Below are 17604 nucleotides of genomic sequence, written 5' to 3' on the forward strand. Positions count from 1 at the left end.
CCGCACGGCCCTTATTGTTCAATCAACTGCGTTTGTTCTGTGGCATTGCCTTCACCGCACCGCTGGCGATCAACTCGGCCAGTTCGGCGACATCCAGCAACGCGCACATGTGTTCGATCACGGTGCCCGCCAACCACGGCCGCTGGCCACGGTGGCTGCGCCATTTGATTTCATTGGGGTCCAGGCGCAACGAGCGGCTGACTTGATGCACTGCCAGCCCCCACTCGTAACCCTGCACCGAGATCACGTATTGCAGGCCTTGGCGAAAATCATCGCGGTAGCGGTCGGGCATCACCCAGCGCGCCGTGTCCAGCACCTTGAGGTTGCCGGCCTGGCTGGGCAGGATGCCGAGGAACCACTCTGGCTGCCCGAACAACGGCGTCAGCTCCTGGCCTTCCAGGGAATAGATCGAACCCAGGCACACCAGCGGCACCGCCAGGGTCAACCCGGCGACGTCGAACAGCAGGCACTCAAACGGCTCGGCGGCCCACGAAGGGCGACCGTCGCCCGTCACCGGTGGCGGCGTGATGCTGGGCGGCAGGTGCACGTCCACCAGCGGTTCGACCACCGGGGGCGCCACCACTGCCGGGGCGCTCGGCACCACGACGGGCGCCTCCACCCCCTGCGCGTCACGCGCCTGCTCCTCCATCACCGCCTGCTGGAATTCATCCAACGGGCTGTCAGGCTCGACAGCAGGCTCGAGTACCAGAATCGGTTCGGGCATTTCTTCGGCCGTCGCATCCTGCAGCAAGGCATCCAGGTAGGATTCCAGTGCCAGTTGCGGGCGGGTCTTGAATTGGACAGGACGGTTCATCACGCCACCTGCGCCACAAGCTGTTGCGACAGCAGGTGCTTGAGCAACGCACGGTAGGCCAGCACGCCACGGCTCTTGCCATCGAACTGCGACGGTGTGAGCCCGGCACGGCTGGCGTCACGCAGGCGCGTGTCCACCGGGATGTAACCGTTCCAGATGGTGTCCGGGTAGGCATCGCGCAACACGCGCAAGGTGCCGAGGGACGCCTGGGTGCGACGGTCGAACAAGGTCGGCACGATGCTGAACGGTAGCGCTTGCTTGCGCGAGCGGTTGATCATCGCCAGGGTGCTGACCATGCGCTCCAGGCCCTTGACCGCCAGGTGCTCGGTCTGGACCGGGATCACCAATTGCTGGCTGGCCGCCAACGCGTTGACCATCAGCACGCCGAGCAACGGCGGGCTGTCGATGATCGCGTAGTCGAAGTCCTGCCACAGCTGCGCCAGGGTCTTGGCGATCACCAGGCCCAGGCCACTCTGGCCCGGCGACTGACGCTCCAGGGTGGCCAGGGCGGTGCTCGACGGCAACAGCGAAATACTCTCGTTGCTGGTGGGCAACAGCAGTTGCCCAGGCAGATCCGCCGGCACGCTGCCCTTGTGCAAAAACAGGTCATAGCAGCTGTGTTCCAGCGCATCCGGGTCGTAGCCGAAATAGCTGGTCATGGAGCCGTGGGGGTCCAGGTCCACCACGACCACACGCTTGCCCGCTTCGGCCAGCAAACCGGCCAAGGCGATGGAAGTGGTGGTCTTGCCGACTCCACCCTTTTGATTGGCAACTGCCCAGACTCTCATTCGGTTGGTTCCTCCCGGCGGGCACAGGCGCGACCGAGACATTGCATACGGTTATTGAGCCGGCGACGGAGAATTGACGTTACTCGGTCGGACCGGCGGCTTGACAACGGGCGGTGCAGTTTGTGTGCCAGCACGCTTCAACGCCGCATCCGGGGTGGCATTGGCGGTGCCGGTTCCGGTCAGGCTGCGACGCACATCCAGGTTGCGCGAGACCACCAGCACCACCCGACGGTTACGTGCGCGGCCTTCGACCGTGGCGTTATTGGCCACCGGCTGGAATTCACCATAGCCCACCGACGCCAGGCGCTGGGGGTTCACACCTTGCATGGCCAACATGCGCACGATGCTTGACGCGCGGGCCGAGGAAAGCTCCCAGTTGGTCGGGTATTGCGCAGTGCTGATGGGGAAATTGTCGGTGAAGCCTTCCACGTGGATCGGGTTTTCAAAGGGTTTGAGGATCGCCGCGACCTTGTCGATGATGGTGAACGCCTGATCACTGGGCAACGCATCGGCACTGGCGAACAACAGGCTGGAGTTCAACTCGATTTCCACCCACAGCTCGTTGCCGCGCACGGTCATCTGGTTGGAACTGATCAGGTCGCCAAAAGCAGCACTGATATCGTCGGCGATGCTTTTGAGCGGGTCGCTGGTGCCTTGGATGCCGGCGGCGGTTTCATCACTGTCATTGACCAGAGGCTTGGCCGGGGTCACGGTCTTGGGCCGCTCTTCGCCGATGGGGATCGGCTTGAGCGACCGCTCGGCATCGTTGAATACACCCACCAGCGCCTGGGAAATGATCTTGTACTTACCTTCGTTGATCGACGAGATCGAGTACATCACCACAAAAAACGCGAACAGCAAGGTGATGAAGTCCGCGTAGGACACCAACCAGCGTTCGTGGTTGACGTGTTCCTCGGGCTCGCGACGGCGACGGCTCACAGGCAGTTCCTCCCCATCAATCCATGAAGCCCTGAAGCTTCAATTCGATGGAGCGCGGGTTTTCGCCTTCGGCAATCGACAGGATGCCTTCAAGCAGCATTTCGCGATAACGCGACTGGCGCATGGCAATCGACTTGAGCTTGCTGGCCACCGGCAGCAACACCAGGTTGGCACTGGCCACGCCGTAGATGGTGGCGACAAAGGCCACGGCAATGCCGCTGCCCAGTTGCGAGGGGTCGGCCAGGTTGCCCATCACGTGGATCAGCCCCATCACCGCACCGATAATGCCGATGGTCGGCGCGTAGCCGCCCATGCTTTCAAAGACTTTGGCCGCATTGATGTCACGGCTTTCCTGGGTGTAGAAATCCACTTCGAGGATGCTGCGGATCGCTTCCGGTTCGGCGCCATCGACCAACAGTTGCAGGCCCTTGCGCGCATAGCTGTCGGGCTCGGCATCGGCCACGCCTTCCAGGCCCAGCAGGCCTTCCTTGCGAGCGGTGAGGCTCCAATTGACCACGCGATCGATGCCGCCCGCCAGGTCAACCCGTGGCGGAAAAATGATCCACACCAGAATCTGCATGGCACGCTTGAACGAGCTCAGGGGCGACTGCAACAACGCCGCGCCCACGGTGCCACCGATCACGATCAGCGCTGCCGGGCCGTTGGCCAAGGCGCCGAGGTGGCCGCCTTCCAGGTAGTTGCCACCAATGATGGCGACAAACGCCATGGTGATGCCGATCAGGCTCAACACATCCATCAGAGGCAGGCCTCCACCAGGTGCTTGCCGATGTCGTCCAGGCTGTAGACCGCATCGGCCAGGTCGGCCTTGACGATGGCCATGGGCATGCCATAGATCACGCAACTGGCTTCATCCTGGGCCCAGATGGCGCTGCCGCCCTGTTTGAGCAGGCGCGCACCTTCACGGCCATCGGCGCCCATGCCGGTGAGCACCACCGCCAGAACTTTGTCGCCATAGGACTTGGCTGCAGAACCGAAGGTGATGTCCACGCACGGCTTGTAGTTCAGGCGCTCATCGCCCGGCAGGATTTTGATCGCGCCACGCCCGTCCACCATCATCTGCTTGCCGCCCGGCGCCAGCAGTGCCAGGCCAGGACGCAGGATGTCGCCATCCTCGGCTTCCTTGACGGTGATGCGGCACAGCTTGTCCAGGCGCTCGGCGAAGGCTTTGGTGAACGCCGCCGGCATGTGCTGCACCAGCACAATCGGCGCCGGGAAGTTGGCCGGCAGTTGGGTCAACACCCGCTGCAAGGCCACCGGGCCGCCAGTGGAGGTACCGATGGCGACCAGCTTGTAAGCCTTGCGCTTGGGCGCGGGCGAATGGGCACTCGGCGCTGCGGCGGCACGTACCGGCGCTACCGCAGGCCGGGCCACGGGCGCAGGGGCCGGGCGCGCAAACGACGACGTCGGCGCCGCTGCGGGCGCAGGCGTGGGGGCTGGCGCAGGGGCGCTGAACAGGCTGCGACGGTTACTGCGGGAAATGCTGTGCACCTTCTCGCACAGCATCTGCTTGACCTTGTCGGGGTTGCGCGAGATGTCTTCGAAATTCTTCGGCAAAAAATCCACCGCGCCGGCATCCAAGGCGTCGAGGGTCACCCGCGCGCCTTCGTGAGTCAGCGAGGAAAACATCAATACCGGTGTGGGGCAGCGTTGCATGATGTGGCGCACGGCCGTGATGCCATCCATCATCGGCATCTCGTAGTCCATGGTGATCACGTCTGGCTTCAAGGCAATGGCTTGATCGATCGCCTCTTTGCCGTTAGTGGCCGTGCCGACCACCTGGATCGTTGGATCAGCGGAAAGAATTTCCGAGACGCGGCGGCGGAAGAAACCCGAATCGTCCACCACCAGGACCTTGACTGCCATAAACACTCCGTTAGGCGGGGCGGGCATGACCGCCCTGCCCCACCAGAATCAAATACGCCGTGCGGCGTAACGCTTGAGCATGCTCGGAACATCGAGAATCAGTGCGATGCGACCGTCACCGGTAATGGTTGCGCCCGACATGCCTGGGGTGCCCTGCAGCATCTTGCCCAAAGGCTTGATCACCACTTCTTCCTGGCCCACCAGCTGGTCGACCACAAAGCCGATGCGCTGAGTGCCCACGGACAGAATCACCACATGGCCCTCGCGCTGTTCTTCATGGGCAGCCGAAGCCACCAGCCAACGCTTGAGGTAGAACAGCGGCAACGCTTTGTCGCGCACGATCACCACTTCCTGGCCGTCCACCACGTTGGTGCGCGACAGGTCGAGGTGGAAGATCTCGTTGACGTTGACCAGCGGGAAGGCGAAGGCCTGGTTGCCCAGCATCACCATCAGGGTCGGCATGATCGCCAGGGTCAACGGCACCTTGATGACGATCTTGGAGCCCTGGCCCTTGGTCGAGTAGATATTGATCGAGCCGTTGAGCTGGCTGATCTTGGTCTTCACCACGTCCATGCCCACGCCACGCCCGGACACGTCGGAGATCTCGGTCTTGGTCGAAAAGCCCGGGGCGAAGATCAGGTTGTAGCACTCGGTGTCGGTCAGGCGGTCGGCGGCGTCCTTGTCCATCACGCCGCGCTTGACCGCGATATTGCGCAAGATGGTCGGGTCCATGCCTTTGCCGTCATCGGTGATCGACAGCAGGATGTGGTCGCCCTCTTGCTCCGCCGCCAAAATCACTTTGCCGTTGCGGGACTTGCCGGCGGCTTCGCGTTCTTCCGGGGTTTCTACGCCGTGGTCGACCGCGTTGCGCACCAAGTGGACCAGCGGGTCGGCCAGGGCCTCGACAAGGTTTTTGTCGAGGTCGGTTTCTTCGCCCACCAGTTCCAGGTTGATTTCTTTCTTGAGCTGGCGCGCCAGGTCGCGAACCAGGCGCGGGAAACGGCCGAAGACTTTCTTGATCGGCTGCATCCGCGTTTTCATCACTGCGGTTTGCAGGTCGGCGGTGACCACGTCGAGGTTCGACACGGCCTTCTGCATGGCTTCGTCGCCGCTGTTCAGGCCCAGGCGCACCAGGCGGTTACGCACCAGCACCAGTTCGCCCACCATGTTCATGATGTCGTCCAGGCGCGCGGTATCCACGCGCACGGTGGTTTCGGCTTCGCTGGCGGGCTTCTCCGCTGCTGCCGGCGCCGCTGCACGCGCAGGGGCCGGGGCGGCGGCAGGTGCTGGCTTGGCTGCCGGCGCAGGTTTGGCAGCAACCGGTGCCGCAGTGGCAGCGGCTGGCGCTGCAACCTGGGCGGCAGCGGCCGGGGCCACTTCGCTGAACTTGCCTTTGCCGTGCAACTCGTCGAGCAGCGCTTCGAATTCGTGATCGGAGATCAGCCCGTCGCCGGCCGGTGCGGCACTGGCCGCTGGCGCAGCGGCGGCCGTGGCGGCAACCTCGGGCAGGGCTTCGGCCACAAAGGTGCCTTTGCCATGCAGTTGGTCGAGCAGTGCCTCGAATTCGTCATCGGTAATGTCGGTGCTGGCGTTGGCAACGGGTGCTGCTGGCGCTGCGGCAGGCGGTGCCACGGCATCCGCCGCGAACTGGCCTTTGCCGTGCAACTGGTCGAGCAACGACTCGAACTCAGCGTCGGTAATGTCTTCACTGCTCGGCGTCGCAGCAGGCTGCACCGGCACTTCAGCTTCGGCCTTGACCGCGCTGAGGGAGTTGAGCAGTTGTTCGAACTCGCTGTCGGTCACGTCCGGCTCGGCTTGCGCCACCGGCTCCGGCGCGGCCTCGACCACCGGCGCAGCCGCGGTGTCGGCAGGTTCGGCCAGGCGCGCCAGGGCGGCCAGCAGTTCCGGCGTGGCGGCAGTGATCGGTGCACGTTCACGCACCTGGCTGAACATGCCGTTGACCGCATCCAGTGCTTCGAGAATTACGTCCATCAGTTCCGAGTCGACGTGACGCTCACCCTTGCGCAGGATGTCGAAAACGTTCTCGGCGATGTGACAGCACTCCACCAGCTCATGGAGCTGGAGGAAGCCGGCGCCCCCTTTTACAGTGTGAAAACCGCGAAAAATTGCATTGAGCAGGTTCGCATCATCCGGTCGGCTTTCCAGCTCGACCAGTTGTTCGGACAGTTGCTCTAGAATTTCGCCGGCCTCTACAAGGAAATCCTGAAGGATTTCTTCATCGGCGCCGAAGCTCATGTGGGTGCTCCTTAGAAGCCTAAACTGGATAACAGGTCATCTACGTCATCCTGACCTGACACAACGTCTTCACGTTTATCGGCATGAATCTGCGGACCTTCACCCTTGGCGAGATGTTTTTGTGGATCTTTTTCCGAGAGGATCGCTTCGCGGTCATGTTCGATGCCGGCAAAACGATCGACCTGGCCGGCCATCAGCACCAATTTGAGCAAGTTGCTTTCCACTTCGGTGACCAACTGGGTCACGCGCTTGATCACCTGGCCGGTAAGGTCCTGGTAATCCTGGGCCAGCAGGATGTCGTTGAGGTTGCTGGCCACCGTGCGGTTTTCCTGTTCGCTGCGCGACAGGAACCCGTCGACGCGACGCGCCAATTCACGAAACTCTTCAGCACCGACTTCGCGGCGCATGAAGCGGCCCCAGTCCTGGCTCAAGGCCTGGGCTTCGGTGGCCATGCCATTGACCAGGGGCGTGGCGTTTTCCACCAGGTCCATGGTGCGGTTGGCCGCCGCCTCGGTCAGCCTGACCACATAGGACAGGCGCTCAGTGGCATCAGTGATCTGGGAAATTTCTTCGGCCTGGGGCATGCGCGGGTCAATCTGGAAATTGACGATTGCGCTGTGCAGCTCGCGTGTGAGCTTGCCCACTTCCTGGTACAGGCCGCGGTCACGGGTCTGGTTAAGCTCATGGATCAACTGCACCGCATCGGCGAACTGGCCTTTTTCCAGGCTGTCGACCAACTGGTGAGCATGTTTTTTCAGGGTCGACTCAAAGTCGCCCTGTGACGTTTCGTTATGCTCCATAGCTCCCCCGCGATGGCATTAGCCGTGGATGCGTTCGAAGATTTTCTCGATCTTCTCTTTCAAGGCCAGTGCCGTGAATGGCTTGACCACGTAACCGTTGACCCCGGCCTGGGCGGCTTCGATGATCTGTTCACGCTTGGCTTCGGCGGTCACCATCAGCACAGGCAAGCTGCGCAGTTTTTCATCGGCGCGCACGTGGCGCAGCAGATCGATACCAGTCATGCCCGGCATGTTCCAGTCGGTCACCAGAAAGTCGATGCTCCCGCTGTTGAGAATCGGAATGGCCGTCAGGCCGTCATCCGCCTCGACCGTGTTGGTGAACCCAAGGTCACGCAACAGGTTTTTAATGATCCGCCGCATCGTTGAGAAGTCATCAACGATGAGGATTTTCATGTTCTTGTCCAATTCGACCTCCAAGCAGTCTTAAACGCGCCCAGCACCTGGACGCGCCATTTCAATCAACAGGCGTTACACAAAAAGGACTGCCCAGGGCACCACGGTACTCACCCGCAAAACCCTGCGGTTTCACGGTAGCGTCTGCAGTGTCCCCACACTGCCTGTCAGCGCGCGCGCCACTCGGCCAATCGCCCCCGCAAGCGGGCTGCGCACTGGCTATGCAACTGGCTGACACGCGATTCGCTGACCCCCAGGACCTCACCGATTTCCTTGAGGTTCAGCTCTTCGTCGTAGTACAGCGCCAGCACCAGCCGCTCACGCTCCGGCAAGTTGGCGATTGCATCGGCCAACGCGCCCTGGAAACGTTCGTCTTCCAGGTCGCGCGACGGCTCCGTATGCGCGCTCGCGCCGTCCTCGTGCAGCCCTTCGTGTTCGCCGTCCTGTAAAAGGTCGTCGAAACTGAACAGGCGGCTGCCCAAGGTATCGTTCAAAATCCCGTAGTAATCGTCGAGACTCAATTGGAGTTCGGCCGCAACTTCATGATCTTTAGCGTCACGACCGGTTTTTGCTTCAATTGCACGAATTGCATCACTGACCATGCGCGTATTGCGGTGTACCGAACGCGGCGCCCAATCGCCTTTACGCACTTCATCGAGCATCGCGCCACGGATACGGATACCCGCATACGTTTCGAAACTGGCACCCTTGCTGGCGTCGTATTTGGTCGAGACTTCGAGCAGGCCGATCATGCCGGCCTGGATCAAGTCTTCAACCTGCACACTCGCGGGCAAGCGCGCCAACAGGTGATAGGCAATGCGCTTGACCAGCGGCGCATAGCGCTCGATCAATTCGCCCTGGCTGTCACGTGCCGACTTTTTGTAAAGGTTGTAGCCGCTGGATGTCATAGCACCGGTCCTGCGCTCGTCTGATGCACCAAACGCTCGACGAAAAACTCCAGATGCCCCCGCGGGTTGGCGGGCAACGGCCAGGTATCGACCTTCTGGGCAATGGCCTTGAACGCCAGTGCGCATTTCGAACGAGGGAACGCTTCATAGACCGCACGCTGCTTTTGCACGGCCTTGCGCACACACTCGTCATAGGGAACTGCGCCGACGTATTGTAAAGCCACATCGAGGAAGCGATCCGTGACCTTGGTCAACTTGGCGAACAGGTTGCGCCCTTCCTGCGGGCTCTGGGCCATGTTGGCCAGCACGCGAAAGCGGTTCATGCCGTAGTCACGGTTAAGCAGTTTGATCAGCGCGTAGGCATCGGTGATCGAGGTGGGTTCGTCGCACACCACCAGCAGCACTTCTTGCGCGGCGCGCACAAAGCTGACCACGGATTCGCCGATGCCGGCGGCGGTGTCGATCACCAGTACGTCGAGGTTGTCGCCGATGTCGCTGAACGCCTGGATCAACCCGGCATGCTGCGCGGGGCTCAGGTGCACCATGCTCTGGGTGCCCGAGGCCGCCGGCACAATACGGATGCCTCCGGGGCCCTGGAGCAGCACATCGCGCAGCTCACAGCGGCCCTCGATCACATCGGCCAGGGTATGTTTGGGTGTCAGCCCCAGCAGAACGTCCACGTTCGCCAAGCCCAGGTCAGCATCCAGCAGCATGACGCGACGGCCAAGCTCTGCCAGCGCCAGGGACAAATTCACTGACACGTTAGTTTTCCCGACGCCACCTTTGCCGCCGGTCACCGCGATCACCTGTACGGGATGCATGCTGCCCATTTTATTTCTTTACCTTGTCTTGCTTAGACGCAGGCTACATGGCTTGGCCGCGTGAATCGCTTGCAGACCATCGATGTAGGTACATTTCACGGTGTTCATCCTGCCTCAACCCACCCGTTTAGCCGGGTGGTGGTAAAGGTCGGCGAACATATCGGCCATCGCTTCCTCGCTAGGCTCGTCTTGCATTTGCACACTCACGGCACGGCTGACCAACTGATGACGGCGCGGCAGATGCAGATCATCCGGGATCCGCGGCCCGTCGGTGAGGTAGGCAACCGGTAATTCATGGCTGATGGCCAGGCTCAATACCTCGCCCAGGCTCGCGGTTTCGTCGAGCTTGGTGAGGATGCAGCCGGCCAGGCCGCAACGCTTGTAACTGTGATAAGCAGCGGTAAGAACCTGTTTCTGGCTGGTGGTTGCAAGCACCAGGTAATTTTTCGACTTGATGCCACGCCCGGCCAGGCTTTCGAGCTGCATGCGCAGCGCCGGGTCGCTGGCCTGTAGGCCTGCGGTGTCGATCAGCACCACGCGCTTGCGCAGCAACGGCTCGAGGGCATTGGCCAGGGACTGACCCGGGTCGACATGGGTCACCGGCACGTTGAGGATGCGGCCCAGAGTCTTGAGCTGCTCCTGGGCGCCAATGCGGTAACTGTCCATGCTCACCAGCGCGATATTCTGCGCGCCGTACTTGAGCACATAACGGGCGGCCAGCTTGGCCAGGGTGGTGGTTTTGCCCATGCCGGCGGGGCCGACCATGGCGATCACACCGCCCTCTTCCAGGGGTTCGATTTCCGGCGTGGCGATCATGCGCGCCAAGTGCGCCAGCAACATGCGCCAGGCTTGGCGGGGCTCTTCGACTTCGGCGGTCAAGGCCAGCAGGTCGCGGGACAACGGGCCGGACAGGCCGATACGCTGCAGGCGACGCCACAGGTTGGCTTGCTGCGGCTTGCTGCCTTGCAGTTGGGTCCAGGCCAGCGAGCCGAGCTGCACTTCGAGCAATTCACGCAGGCCATTGAGTTCAAAACGCATCGAGTCGATCACGCGCTGGTCAACTGCGGCAGCCGGGGCAGGCGCTGCAGGACGCGGCGGTTCGACAAAGGTGGGTTCAACCAGCGGCTCGGCAGCGGTCAGCGGCAGGCCGGCGAACAACTGGCGATTGGTGCTGGCATCGCTGTCGCCACGCATGCTCAGTTCAGCCTGGGCCGACACAATACGCGAGGCGGTCTTGCGCAGCTCGTCTTCGAGTTCCATGTTCGGCACGCGCGGGGCCAGCGCCTGGGGTGTGTAATCCAGGGCAGCCGTCAGCTCGACACCGCCGGCAATCCGACGGTTACCGATAATCGCGGCATCGGCGCCCAGCTCATCGCGGACCAATTTCATGGCCTGACGCATATCGGCGGCGAAAAAACGCTTAACTTGCATAACCCACTACCTCAGCCATTGGGCCCAACTGTCGCGACGATAGTCACTTGCTTATTGTCAGGAATTTCCTGGTAAGCCAACACGTGCAAATTCGGTACAGCCAGGCGTCCAAACCGCGACAACATCGCGCGAACCGGGCCGGCCACCAGCAGGATCACCGGGTTGCCTTGCATTTCCTGGCGCTGTGCGGCGTCGATCAACGAACGCTGCAGCTTTTCAGCCATGCTTGGCTCCAGTAAAACGCCCTCTTCCTGGCCTTGCCCTGCCTTCTGAATACTATTGAGCAATATTTGTTCCAACCTGGGTTCCAGGGTGATCACAGGCAGCTCGGACTCAGTGCCTACAATGCTTTGCACGATTGCGCGGGACACGCCGACACGCACCGCCGCCACCAGAGCGGCAGTATCTTGACTCTTGGCGGCATTGTTGGCGATGGCCTCGGCAATGCTGCGAATGTCGCGCACAGGCACCTGTTCGGCCAACAGCGCTTGCAACACCTTGAGCAACTGCGACAGCGACAGCACGCCCGGCACCAGTTCTTCGGCCAGTTTTGGCGACGATTTGGCCAGCAAGCCCATCAATTGCTGGACTTCCTCGTGGCCGATCAGCTCGTGGGAGTGCTTGTAGAGAATCTGGTTGAGGTGCGTGGCGACCACGGTGCTGGCATCCACTACGGTGTAACCCAGGGACTGCGCCTGGCTGCGCTGGCTCACTTCGATCCACACCGCTTCCAGGCCGAAAGCCGGATCTTTGGCGGTTATGCCGTTGAGCGTACCGAACACCTGTCCTGGGTTGATCGCCAGTTCGCGGTCCGGGTAGATCTCGGCTTCGGCCAAAATCACCCCCATCAGCGTCAGGCGATAGGCGCTGGGGGCCAGGTCGAGGTTGTCGCGAATATGCACGGTGGGCATCAAAAAGCCCAGGTCCTGGGACAGCTTCTTGCGCACGCCCTTGATCCGCGCCAGCAGTTGCCCACCCTGGTTGCGGTCCACCAGCGGGATCAGGCGGTAGCCGACTTCCAGGCCGATCATGTCGATGGGCGTGACGTCGTCCCAGCCCAGCTCCTTGGTTTCCTGGGCACGGGCCGGGGATGGCAGCAGATCCTGTTGACGGGCGATCTCCTGCTCGGCCTGGACCTTGACCTGGTTCTGCTTCTTCCAGAACAGGTACGCCGCGCCACCCGCCAGGGCCGCCATGCTCAGGAACGAGAAGTGCGGCATGCCCGGCACGATACCCATGATTGCCATGATGCCCGCCGCCACGGCAAGGGCCTTGGGCGAAGCGAACATCTGCCGGCTGATCTGCTTGCCCATGTCTTCGGAGCCCGAAGCACGGGTGACCATGATGGCCGCCGCTGTGGATAACAACAGTGATGGCAATTGCGCCACTAAACCGTCACCGATGGTCAGCAAGGCGTACACCTTGCCAGCATCGCCGAATGTCATGCCGTGCTGGAACATACCGACGGCCACGCCGCCGATCAGGTTGATGAACAGAATCAACAGGCCGGCGATGGCGTCACCGCGCACAAACTTGCTGGCACCGTCCATGGAACCGTAGAACTCAGCTTCCTGGGCAACTTCGGCCCGGCGGGCCTTGGCCTGGCCCTGGTCGATCAGGCCGGCGTTGAGATCGGCGTCGATGGCCATCTGCTTGCCGGGCATGGCGTCGAGGGTAAAACGCGCGCTCACCTCGGAAATCCGCCCGGCGCCCTTGGTCACCACCACGAAGTTGATGATCATCAGGATCGCGAACACCACGATACCGACCACGTAGTTACCGCCGATCACCACCTCACCGAACGCCTGGATCACCTTACCGGCGGCGGCGTGGCCGTCCTGGCCGTGGAGCATCACCACCCGCGTGGAGGCCACGTTCAATGCCAGGCGCAACAGGGTTGCCACCAGCAGAATCGTCGGGAATACCGCAAAATCCAGCGGCCGCAGGGCGTACACGCACACCAGCAGGACTACGACGGACAGGGCAATGTTGAAGGTAAAGAACACATCGAGCAGGAACGGCGGCATCGGCAACATCATCATTGCCAGCATCACCAGCAACAACAACGGCACACCCAGATTGCCCCGCGACAGGTCAGTCAGGGTGCCACGGGCCGTGTTGAGCATTTGAGAGCGATCTACCACCGGTATTCCTCGGGTCCTTGAAGCAAAGTTTTGACGCTGGAGGGCGACTTGGAGGCGGGGTTGCAAGAAGCCTTCCAACTTTGGTTTTGGGCCCGCAGAACCCCACAAACCCGCCAGGCCAACGGGTGTAAATCACTTCAAACGGTGGGAGCGGGCTTGCTCGCGAATGCGGAGTGTCAGTGGCACATAAGCCGACTGACCCACCGCTTTCGCGAGCAAGCCCGCTCCCACAGTTGGATTTGTGTGTACCCGGTACTGATGAGGAAATTTCCGACATGGGTTTGGGGTTGCCTCTAGGAAACTCGCTCCCTAGTCTCCGTACACCGCTGCAATGCAGCGGTCGGGCGTCGCGACCCGGATTACCTAGGAGCAAAAGCACCCTCTCCCTTTCTGTAAAAGGAGCTTCACAGTGATCAAACCCGCCCCAAATTCCCCCACCTGGCTGTTTACCGTAGCCGACGGCATCAGCAGCGAAGACCTGCTGGTCAACCTCAGCGAAACGCTCGCTTCGGCCAATGCCTTGAGCTGTGACCTGGCCTTTGACCTGGAAGGTTCGAAACGAGAGGAGTCGCTCGGCGTTGCGCAGTTGATCGAACTGGCGCAGTTATTGACTGATCGCCTGCACGGTGACGGCGGAATGCTGGACACCGCAAGCAGCGGATAACGCAGTCTCCTCGATCGTTCCCACACGGGAGCGTGGGAACGATCAAACAGCACGTATATTCACGGCCTGCGGGCCCTTTGTCCCTGACTTAACTTCGTATTCTACTTTCTGACCTTCATTCAGGCTTTTGAACCCGTCCGATTGAATTTCCGAAAAATGGGCAAAAATGTGCTCACTTCCATCGTCGGGCTTAATAAAACCAAACCCCTTCGCCTCGTTAAACCACTCCACAGTACCCGTTGCCATTGCCGCTCTCCTTACCCTTACTCAGAACCCAATCCACCCCGCTGATGCACCCTGACGGGCAACGCATAGATGCCCTTGGGCCGATGGACCATTTGAAACCTCAGACGCCTCCCCACCGCCAGCGCCGTCTTGCGCCAATCCTTGCGATTGATAAATACCTCTTCAATAACGCGGCCCCCTCGATCGTTCCCACGCCCCGCGTTGGAATGCCGCCTGGGACGCTCCGCGTCTCGAGCCAGGCGTACAACTTGAGCTCTGCGCAAGGGTCACGCGATGCCTTCCCACGCGGGAGCCTGGGAACGATCAAACGCAAGCAGCGGATAATGCGGGCAAGCCAGCTCCCACATGTGATTCAGTTTTTAAACTGGCCGTATATTCTCAGCTTGTGGGCCTTTTGGACCTTGTGTGAGGTCATACTCTACTTTTTGGTTCTCTTCCAAAGATCGAAACCCACTCGACGCAATTGCCGAGTAATGGGCGAACACTTCCGCCCCTCCATCCTCCGGGGTAATAAAACCAAACCCCTTCTCCGTGCTAAACCACTTCACCGTACCCGTTGCCATTGCCGCTCTCCTTACCCTTCCTCAGAACCCAATCCACCTCGATCATGCCCCCTGACGGGCACCGCATAGATGCCCTTGGGCCGATGGACCATTTGAAAGCTCAGTTGCATCCCCACCGACAGCGCCATCCAACGCCAATCCTTGCGATTGATAAATACCTCTTCTGTCCCCTCATCCAATTCGACCAGCCAATCGCCCCTGATCCAGTCGTAGGATTGACAGTCCCTTTGACCTCGCTCAATCCGCTCTCCCTGCCTTTCGCTAACTACATACGTGCAGTGTCTGGTTCAGTCATAAAACAACGGGGAACGTGCTTTGGCTACTGTCAGAGTTGACAGGTAGACGCGAGCTGCCGATGGGTGGTAGCGGTGGAACAGCAAGCGATTCATGCATCCGATGATTTCTTGCGTTTGCGGGGTTTTCGCAGCTTGGGAGGATTGGGTGGCAAGTCACTGCATTGCGTGCCTGCCGATTGGACGGCAACCGGGTTGCCGTCACGATCCCGGGCAATAAAGCCGATGCCTTTGACCGCATCAAACCACCTGACCGTACCCCTATCCATCACCGCCTCCCGAGTCGTGCAGGGCTGCACGTCTCATCGCTGTATCAAACAGTGAAGGCGGCGTATTGGCTACTGTCAAAGTTGACAGGTTGTAGGAGCGAGCTTGCTCGCGAAGGTGGTAAAGATAACGCGGGGAATCAGGATGAACGCGGCGACGGTGAGTTTTTCGCGAGCAAGCTCGCTCCTACTAGGAATCGCGGCGCAGGTCCGGCGGGATCGGCAGGTCTTTGAGCGGATCAGGCCGCTTGCCCTTGCCCGCGCGGTATTGGCGGATCTGGTAAACGTAGGCCAACACCTGGGCAACAGCCAGGTACAAGCCGGCCGGAATTTCCTGGTCCAGGTCGGTGGAGTAGAAAATCGAGCGCGCCAATGCCGGCGACTCCAATAACAGAATGTCGTTGGCCACCGCGATTTCGCGGATTTTCAACGCGGTAAAATCGCTGCCCTTGGCCAGCAGCATCGGCGCGCCGCCCTTCTCGGGGTCGTACTTGAGGGCCACGGCGTAGTGGGTCGGGTTGGTGATGATCACGTCGGCGTCGGGCACCGAGGCCATCATCTTGCGCTGAGACATTTCCCGCTGCAGTTGGCGGATGCGTTGCTTGACCTCGGGGCGGCCTTCCTGGTCCTTGTGCTCGTCGCGCACTTCCTGCTTGGTCATCAGCAGTTTCTTGTGGCTTTCCCACAGTTGAATCGGCGCATCCACAGCGGCGATCAGGATCAGCCCGGCCGCCATCCACAGCGCGCTCCAGCCCACCACCTGCACGCTGTGGATGATCGCGGACTCCAGCGGCTCATGAGCGATGCGCAGCAAATCGTCGATGTCGGACGACAACACCGCCAAGGCCACGAACAGAATCAAGAAAAACTTGGCCAGGGCCTTGAGCAATTCCACCAGGGCCTTGACCGAAAACATGCGCTTGAGCCCTGCACCCGGGTTCATACGGCTGAACTTGGGCGCCATGCTGCCCGCGGCAAACAGCCAGCCGCCGAGGGCCACCGGGCCGATCAGCGCGGCGAGCAACAAGGTGATCAGGATCGGCTGCACCGCCAGCAGCGCGATTTTGCCCGAGTGCAGCAGGTACTGGGCCATGGCATCGGGGTTGAGCAACACTTCGCGCGGCAGGCTGAAGTTGTGCTTCATCATCTCCAGCAGGTCCAGCGCCAGGCCACCGCCGTAGATCAGCAAGGCACCTGCGCCGGCGATCATGGTGGCGAAGGTGTTGAGCTCTTTGGAGCGGGCGATCTCGCCCTTTTCCCTGGAGTCCTTTTTACGTTTCTCCGTGGGGTCTTCTGTTTTGTCCTGACCACTCTCGCTCTCGGCCATGGCTCAGCGCGCCCGTGCCAGATCACGTAAGAACTGCAAGGCTTCGCTCGCCAGCGGTTGATACTGATTGAGAATGTCAGCCAGGCCGACCCAGAAAATCCCCATGCCCAGCACCAGGGTCAAGGGGAAACCAATCGAGAAGATGTTCAGTTGCGGCGCCGCACGGGTCATCACGCCAAACGCGATATTGACCACCAGCAGCGCCGTGATCGCCGGCAGCACCAGCAACAGGGCGGCGCCCAACACCCAACCGAGGCGCCCCACCAGCTCCCAGAAATGGTTGACCACCAACCCCGAGCCCACCGGCAAGGTGGTGAAGCTTTCAGTCAGCACTTCGAACGCCACCAGGTGACCGTTCATGGCCAGAAACAGCAAGGTCACCAGCATGGTCAGAAACTGCCCGATCACCGCCGCCGACACCCCGTTGGTGGGGTCGACCATGGACGCAAAGCCCATGCCCATCTGGATCGAGATGATTTGCCCGGCGATCACAAACGCCTGGAAGAACAACGTGAGGGAAAACCCCAGCATGGCGCCGATCAGAATCTGTTCGGCGATCAGCAGCAAGGCGCTCAGGTCGAGGGCGTTCACCGGCGGCATCGGCGGCAGGCCAGGCACGATCACCACGGTGATCGCCACCGCGAAATACAGGCGCACGCGACGCGGTACCAGGGTGGTGCCGAACACCGGCATGGCCATCAGCATGGCCGTGACGCGAAACAGCGGCAGGATGAACGAGGCCACCCAGGTACTGATCTGGGTGTCGGTCAAGGCCAGCAAGGATGGCATCGGCTCAGCCGATCAACTGCGGAATACTGCCGTACAACTGCAGGATGTATTCCATGAAGGTTTGCACCAGCCACGGGCCGGCGACAATCAGGGTCACCAGCATTACCAGCAGGCGCGGCAGGAAGCTCAAGGTCTGTTCGTTGATCTGGGTGGCGGCCTGGAACATCGCCACCAGCAGGCCGACCAACAGGCTCGGCACCACCAGCACGGCGACCATCAGGGTGGTCAGCCACAGCGCTTCACGGAACAGGTCGACGGCGACTTCTGGGGTCATGGCG

At 61.2% G+C, this 17604-nt stretch carries 18 protein-coding genes; 1 reads left to right on the top strand and 17 read right to left on the bottom strand.

All coding sequences use genetic code 11. The features are described 5' to 3' along the window. Positions 1-22: 22 nt before the first annotated feature. The 12 genes from N2A98_RS18470 to flhA form a co-directional block, all read right to left on the bottom strand. Positions 23-814: a CheW domain-containing protein gene (locus tag N2A98_RS18470; RefSeq protein WP_047711493.1), complete on the bottom strand. Its 792-nt coding sequence runs from the start codon at positions 812-814 to the stop codon at positions 23-25. Beyond that, positions 814-1602, bottom strand: coding sequence for a ParA family protein (locus N2A98_RS18475; RefSeq protein ID WP_014719332.1), 789 nt, complete (start codon positions 1600-1602; stop codon positions 814-816). Before N2A98_RS18475 ends, N2A98_RS18470 begins: the two co-directional genes overlap by 1 nt. A 51-nt stretch (positions 1603-1653) precedes the next feature. Then, positions 1654-2541, bottom strand: a complete 888-nt coding sequence (gene motD / locus N2A98_RS18480; protein ID WP_032895965.1) for a flagellar motor protein MotD — start codon at positions 2539-2541, stop codon at positions 1654-1656. A 16-nt stretch (positions 2542-2557) separates the two neighbouring features. Next, positions 2558-3298, bottom strand: a complete 741-nt coding sequence (locus N2A98_RS18485; protein ID WP_003192902.1) for a flagellar motor protein — start codon at positions 3296-3298, stop codon at positions 2558-2560. Continuing rightward, the gene (locus N2A98_RS18490) at positions 3298-4425 is read right to left on the bottom strand and encodes a chemotaxis response regulator protein-glutamate methylesterase (protein WP_044274964.1); all 1128 of its coding nucleotides are present in this window, start codon (positions 4423-4425) and stop codon (positions 3298-3300) included. The genes N2A98_RS18485 and N2A98_RS18490 overlap by 1 nt, the downstream gene beginning before the upstream one ends. A gap of 48 nt (positions 4426-4473) precedes the next feature. Further along, on the bottom strand, positions 4474-6681 hold the full coding sequence (locus tag N2A98_RS18495) for a chemotaxis protein CheA (protein ID WP_275622481.1): 2208 nt from the start codon (positions 6679-6681) through the stop codon (positions 4474-4476). A gap of 11 nt (positions 6682-6692) precedes the next feature. Continuing rightward, entirely contained in the window at positions 6693-7481 is a 789-nt protein-coding gene (locus N2A98_RS18500) for a protein phosphatase CheZ (RefSeq protein WP_003192906.1), read from the bottom strand. Positions 7482-7499: 18 nt separating this feature from the next. Beyond that, positions 7500-7874 carry a chemotaxis response regulator CheY gene (locus N2A98_RS18505; protein ID WP_003192908.1) on the bottom strand — a complete coding sequence of 125 codons (375 nt, stop codon included), beginning with the start codon at positions 7872-7874 and terminating at the stop codon, positions 7500-7502. Positions 7875-8041: 167 nt separating this feature from the next. Next, positions 8042-8782 (bottom strand): RNA polymerase sigma factor FliA, encoded by a 741-nt coding sequence (gene fliA, locus N2A98_RS18510; protein ID WP_003192909.1) that lies wholly within the window; start codon positions 8780-8782, stop codon positions 8042-8044. Continuing rightward, on the bottom strand, positions 8779-9612 hold the full coding sequence (gene fleN / locus N2A98_RS18515; RefSeq protein WP_003192912.1) for a flagellar synthesis regulator FleN: 834 nt from the start codon (positions 9610-9612) through the stop codon (positions 8779-8781). The genes fliA and fleN overlap by 4 nt, the downstream gene beginning before the upstream one ends. A gap of 105 nt (positions 9613-9717) precedes the next feature. Continuing rightward, positions 9718-11034 (bottom strand): flagellar biosynthesis protein FlhF, encoded by a 1317-nt coding sequence (gene flhF / locus N2A98_RS18520; RefSeq protein WP_019818351.1) that lies wholly within the window; start codon positions 11032-11034, stop codon positions 9718-9720. 11 nt (positions 11035-11045) lie between these two features. Next, positions 11046-13160, bottom strand: coding sequence for a flagellar biosynthesis protein FlhA (flhA, locus tag N2A98_RS18525; protein WP_044274967.1), 2115 nt, complete (start codon positions 13158-13160; stop codon positions 11046-11048). A 427-nt stretch (positions 13161-13587) separates the two neighbouring features. On the opposite strand from flhA, the gene N2A98_RS18530 reads away from it, so the two are divergent. Further along, positions 13588-13842 (top strand): DUF6124 family protein, encoded by a 255-nt coding sequence (locus N2A98_RS18530; protein ID WP_044274969.1) that lies wholly within the window; start codon positions 13588-13590, stop codon positions 13840-13842. A gap of 42 nt (positions 13843-13884) precedes the next feature. Here N2A98_RS18530 and N2A98_RS18535 read toward each other — a convergent pair whose 3' ends face one another. From N2A98_RS18535 to fliQ, 5 genes are all read right to left on the bottom strand, one after another. Next, positions 13885-14088, bottom strand: a complete 204-nt coding sequence (locus N2A98_RS18535; protein ID WP_044274970.1) for a cold-shock protein — start codon at positions 14086-14088, stop codon at positions 13885-13887. A 359-nt stretch (positions 14089-14447) separates the two neighbouring features. Next, entirely contained in the window at positions 14448-14651 is a 204-nt protein-coding gene (locus N2A98_RS18540; RefSeq protein ID WP_078466775.1) for a cold-shock protein, read from the bottom strand. Between the two features lie 749 nt (positions 14652-15400). Next, entirely contained in the window at positions 15401-16537 is a 1137-nt protein-coding gene (gene flhB, locus N2A98_RS18545) for a flagellar biosynthesis protein FlhB (RefSeq protein ID WP_044274975.1), read from the bottom strand. Between the two features lie 3 nt (positions 16538-16540). Next, positions 16541-17326, bottom strand: coding sequence for a flagellar biosynthetic protein FliR (gene fliR, locus N2A98_RS18550; RefSeq protein WP_044274976.1), 786 nt, complete (start codon positions 17324-17326; stop codon positions 16541-16543). 4 nt (positions 17327-17330) lie between these two features. Continuing rightward, a complete protein-coding gene (gene fliQ / locus N2A98_RS18555) occupies positions 17331-17600 on the bottom strand; it encodes a flagellar biosynthesis protein FliQ (RefSeq protein ID WP_003192936.1) in 270 nt (89 codons plus the stop codon). Between the last annotated feature and the right edge of the window lie 4 nt (positions 17601-17604).

It is taken from the genome of Pseudomonas sp. FJ2-5-13 (genome assembly GCF_029201605.1).
Lineage (GTDB): Bacteria > Pseudomonadota > Gammaproteobacteria > Pseudomonadales > Pseudomonadaceae > Aquipseudomonas > Aquipseudomonas lactis.

Excerpts from the sequence above, each read along its gene's own strand:
- N2A98_RS18470 (WP_047711493.1), bottom strand. The coding sequence starts at position 814 with ATGAACCGTCCTGTCCAATTCAAGACCCGCCCGCAACTGGCACTGGAA.
- fliA (WP_003192909.1), bottom strand. The coding sequence starts at position 8,782 with ATGACATCCAGCGGCTACAACCTTTACAAAAAGTCGGCACGTGACAGC.
- N2A98_RS18505 (WP_003192908.1), bottom strand. The coding sequence starts at position 7,874 with ATGAAAATCCTCATCGTTGATGACTTCTCAACGATGCGGCGGATCATT.
- flhF (WP_019818351.1), bottom strand. The coding sequence starts at position 11,034 with ATGCAAGTTAAGCGTTTTTTCGCCGCCGATATGCGTCAGGCCATGAAA.
- N2A98_RS18490 (WP_044274964.1), bottom strand. The coding sequence starts at position 4,425 with ATGGCAGTCAAGGTCCTGGTGGTGGACGATTCGGGTTTCTTCCGCCGC.
- N2A98_RS18495 (WP_275622481.1), bottom strand. The coding sequence starts at position 6,681 with ATGAGCTTCGGCGCCGATGAAGAAATCCTTCAGGATTTCCTTGTAGAG.
- N2A98_RS18500 (WP_003192906.1), bottom strand. The coding sequence starts at position 7,481 with ATGGAGCATAACGAAACGTCACAGGGCGACTTTGAGTCGACCCTGAAA.
- flhA (WP_044274967.1), bottom strand. The coding sequence starts at position 13,160 with ATGCTCAACACGGCCCGTGGCACCCTGACTGACCTGTCGCGGGGCAAT.
- flhB (WP_044274975.1), bottom strand. The coding sequence starts at position 16,537 with ATGGCCGAGAGCGAGAGTGGTCAGGACAAAACAGAAGACCCCACGGAG.
- fleN (WP_003192912.1), bottom strand. The coding sequence starts at position 9,612 with ATGGGCAGCATGCATCCCGTACAGGTGATCGCGGTGACCGGCGGCAAA.
- N2A98_RS18540 (WP_078466775.1), bottom strand. The coding sequence starts at position 14,651 with ATGGCAACGGGTACGGTGAAGTGGTTTAGCACGGAGAAGGGGTTTGGT.
- N2A98_RS18485 (WP_003192902.1), bottom strand. The coding sequence starts at position 3,298 with ATGGATGTGTTGAGCCTGATCGGCATCACCATGGCGTTTGTCGCCATC.
- N2A98_RS18475 (WP_014719332.1), bottom strand. The coding sequence starts at position 1,602 with ATGAGAGTCTGGGCAGTTGCCAATCAAAAGGGTGGAGTCGGCAAGACC.
- fliR (WP_044274976.1), bottom strand. The coding sequence starts at position 17,326 with ATGCCATCCTTGCTGGCCTTGACCGACACCCAGATCAGTACCTGGGTG.
- N2A98_RS18535 (WP_044274970.1), bottom strand. The coding sequence starts at position 14,088 with ATGGCAACGGGTACTGTGGAGTGGTTTAACGAGGCGAAGGGGTTTGGT.
- fliQ (WP_003192936.1), bottom strand. The coding sequence starts at position 17,600 with ATGACCCCAGAAGTCGCCGTCGACCTGTTCCGTGAAGCGCTGTGGCTG.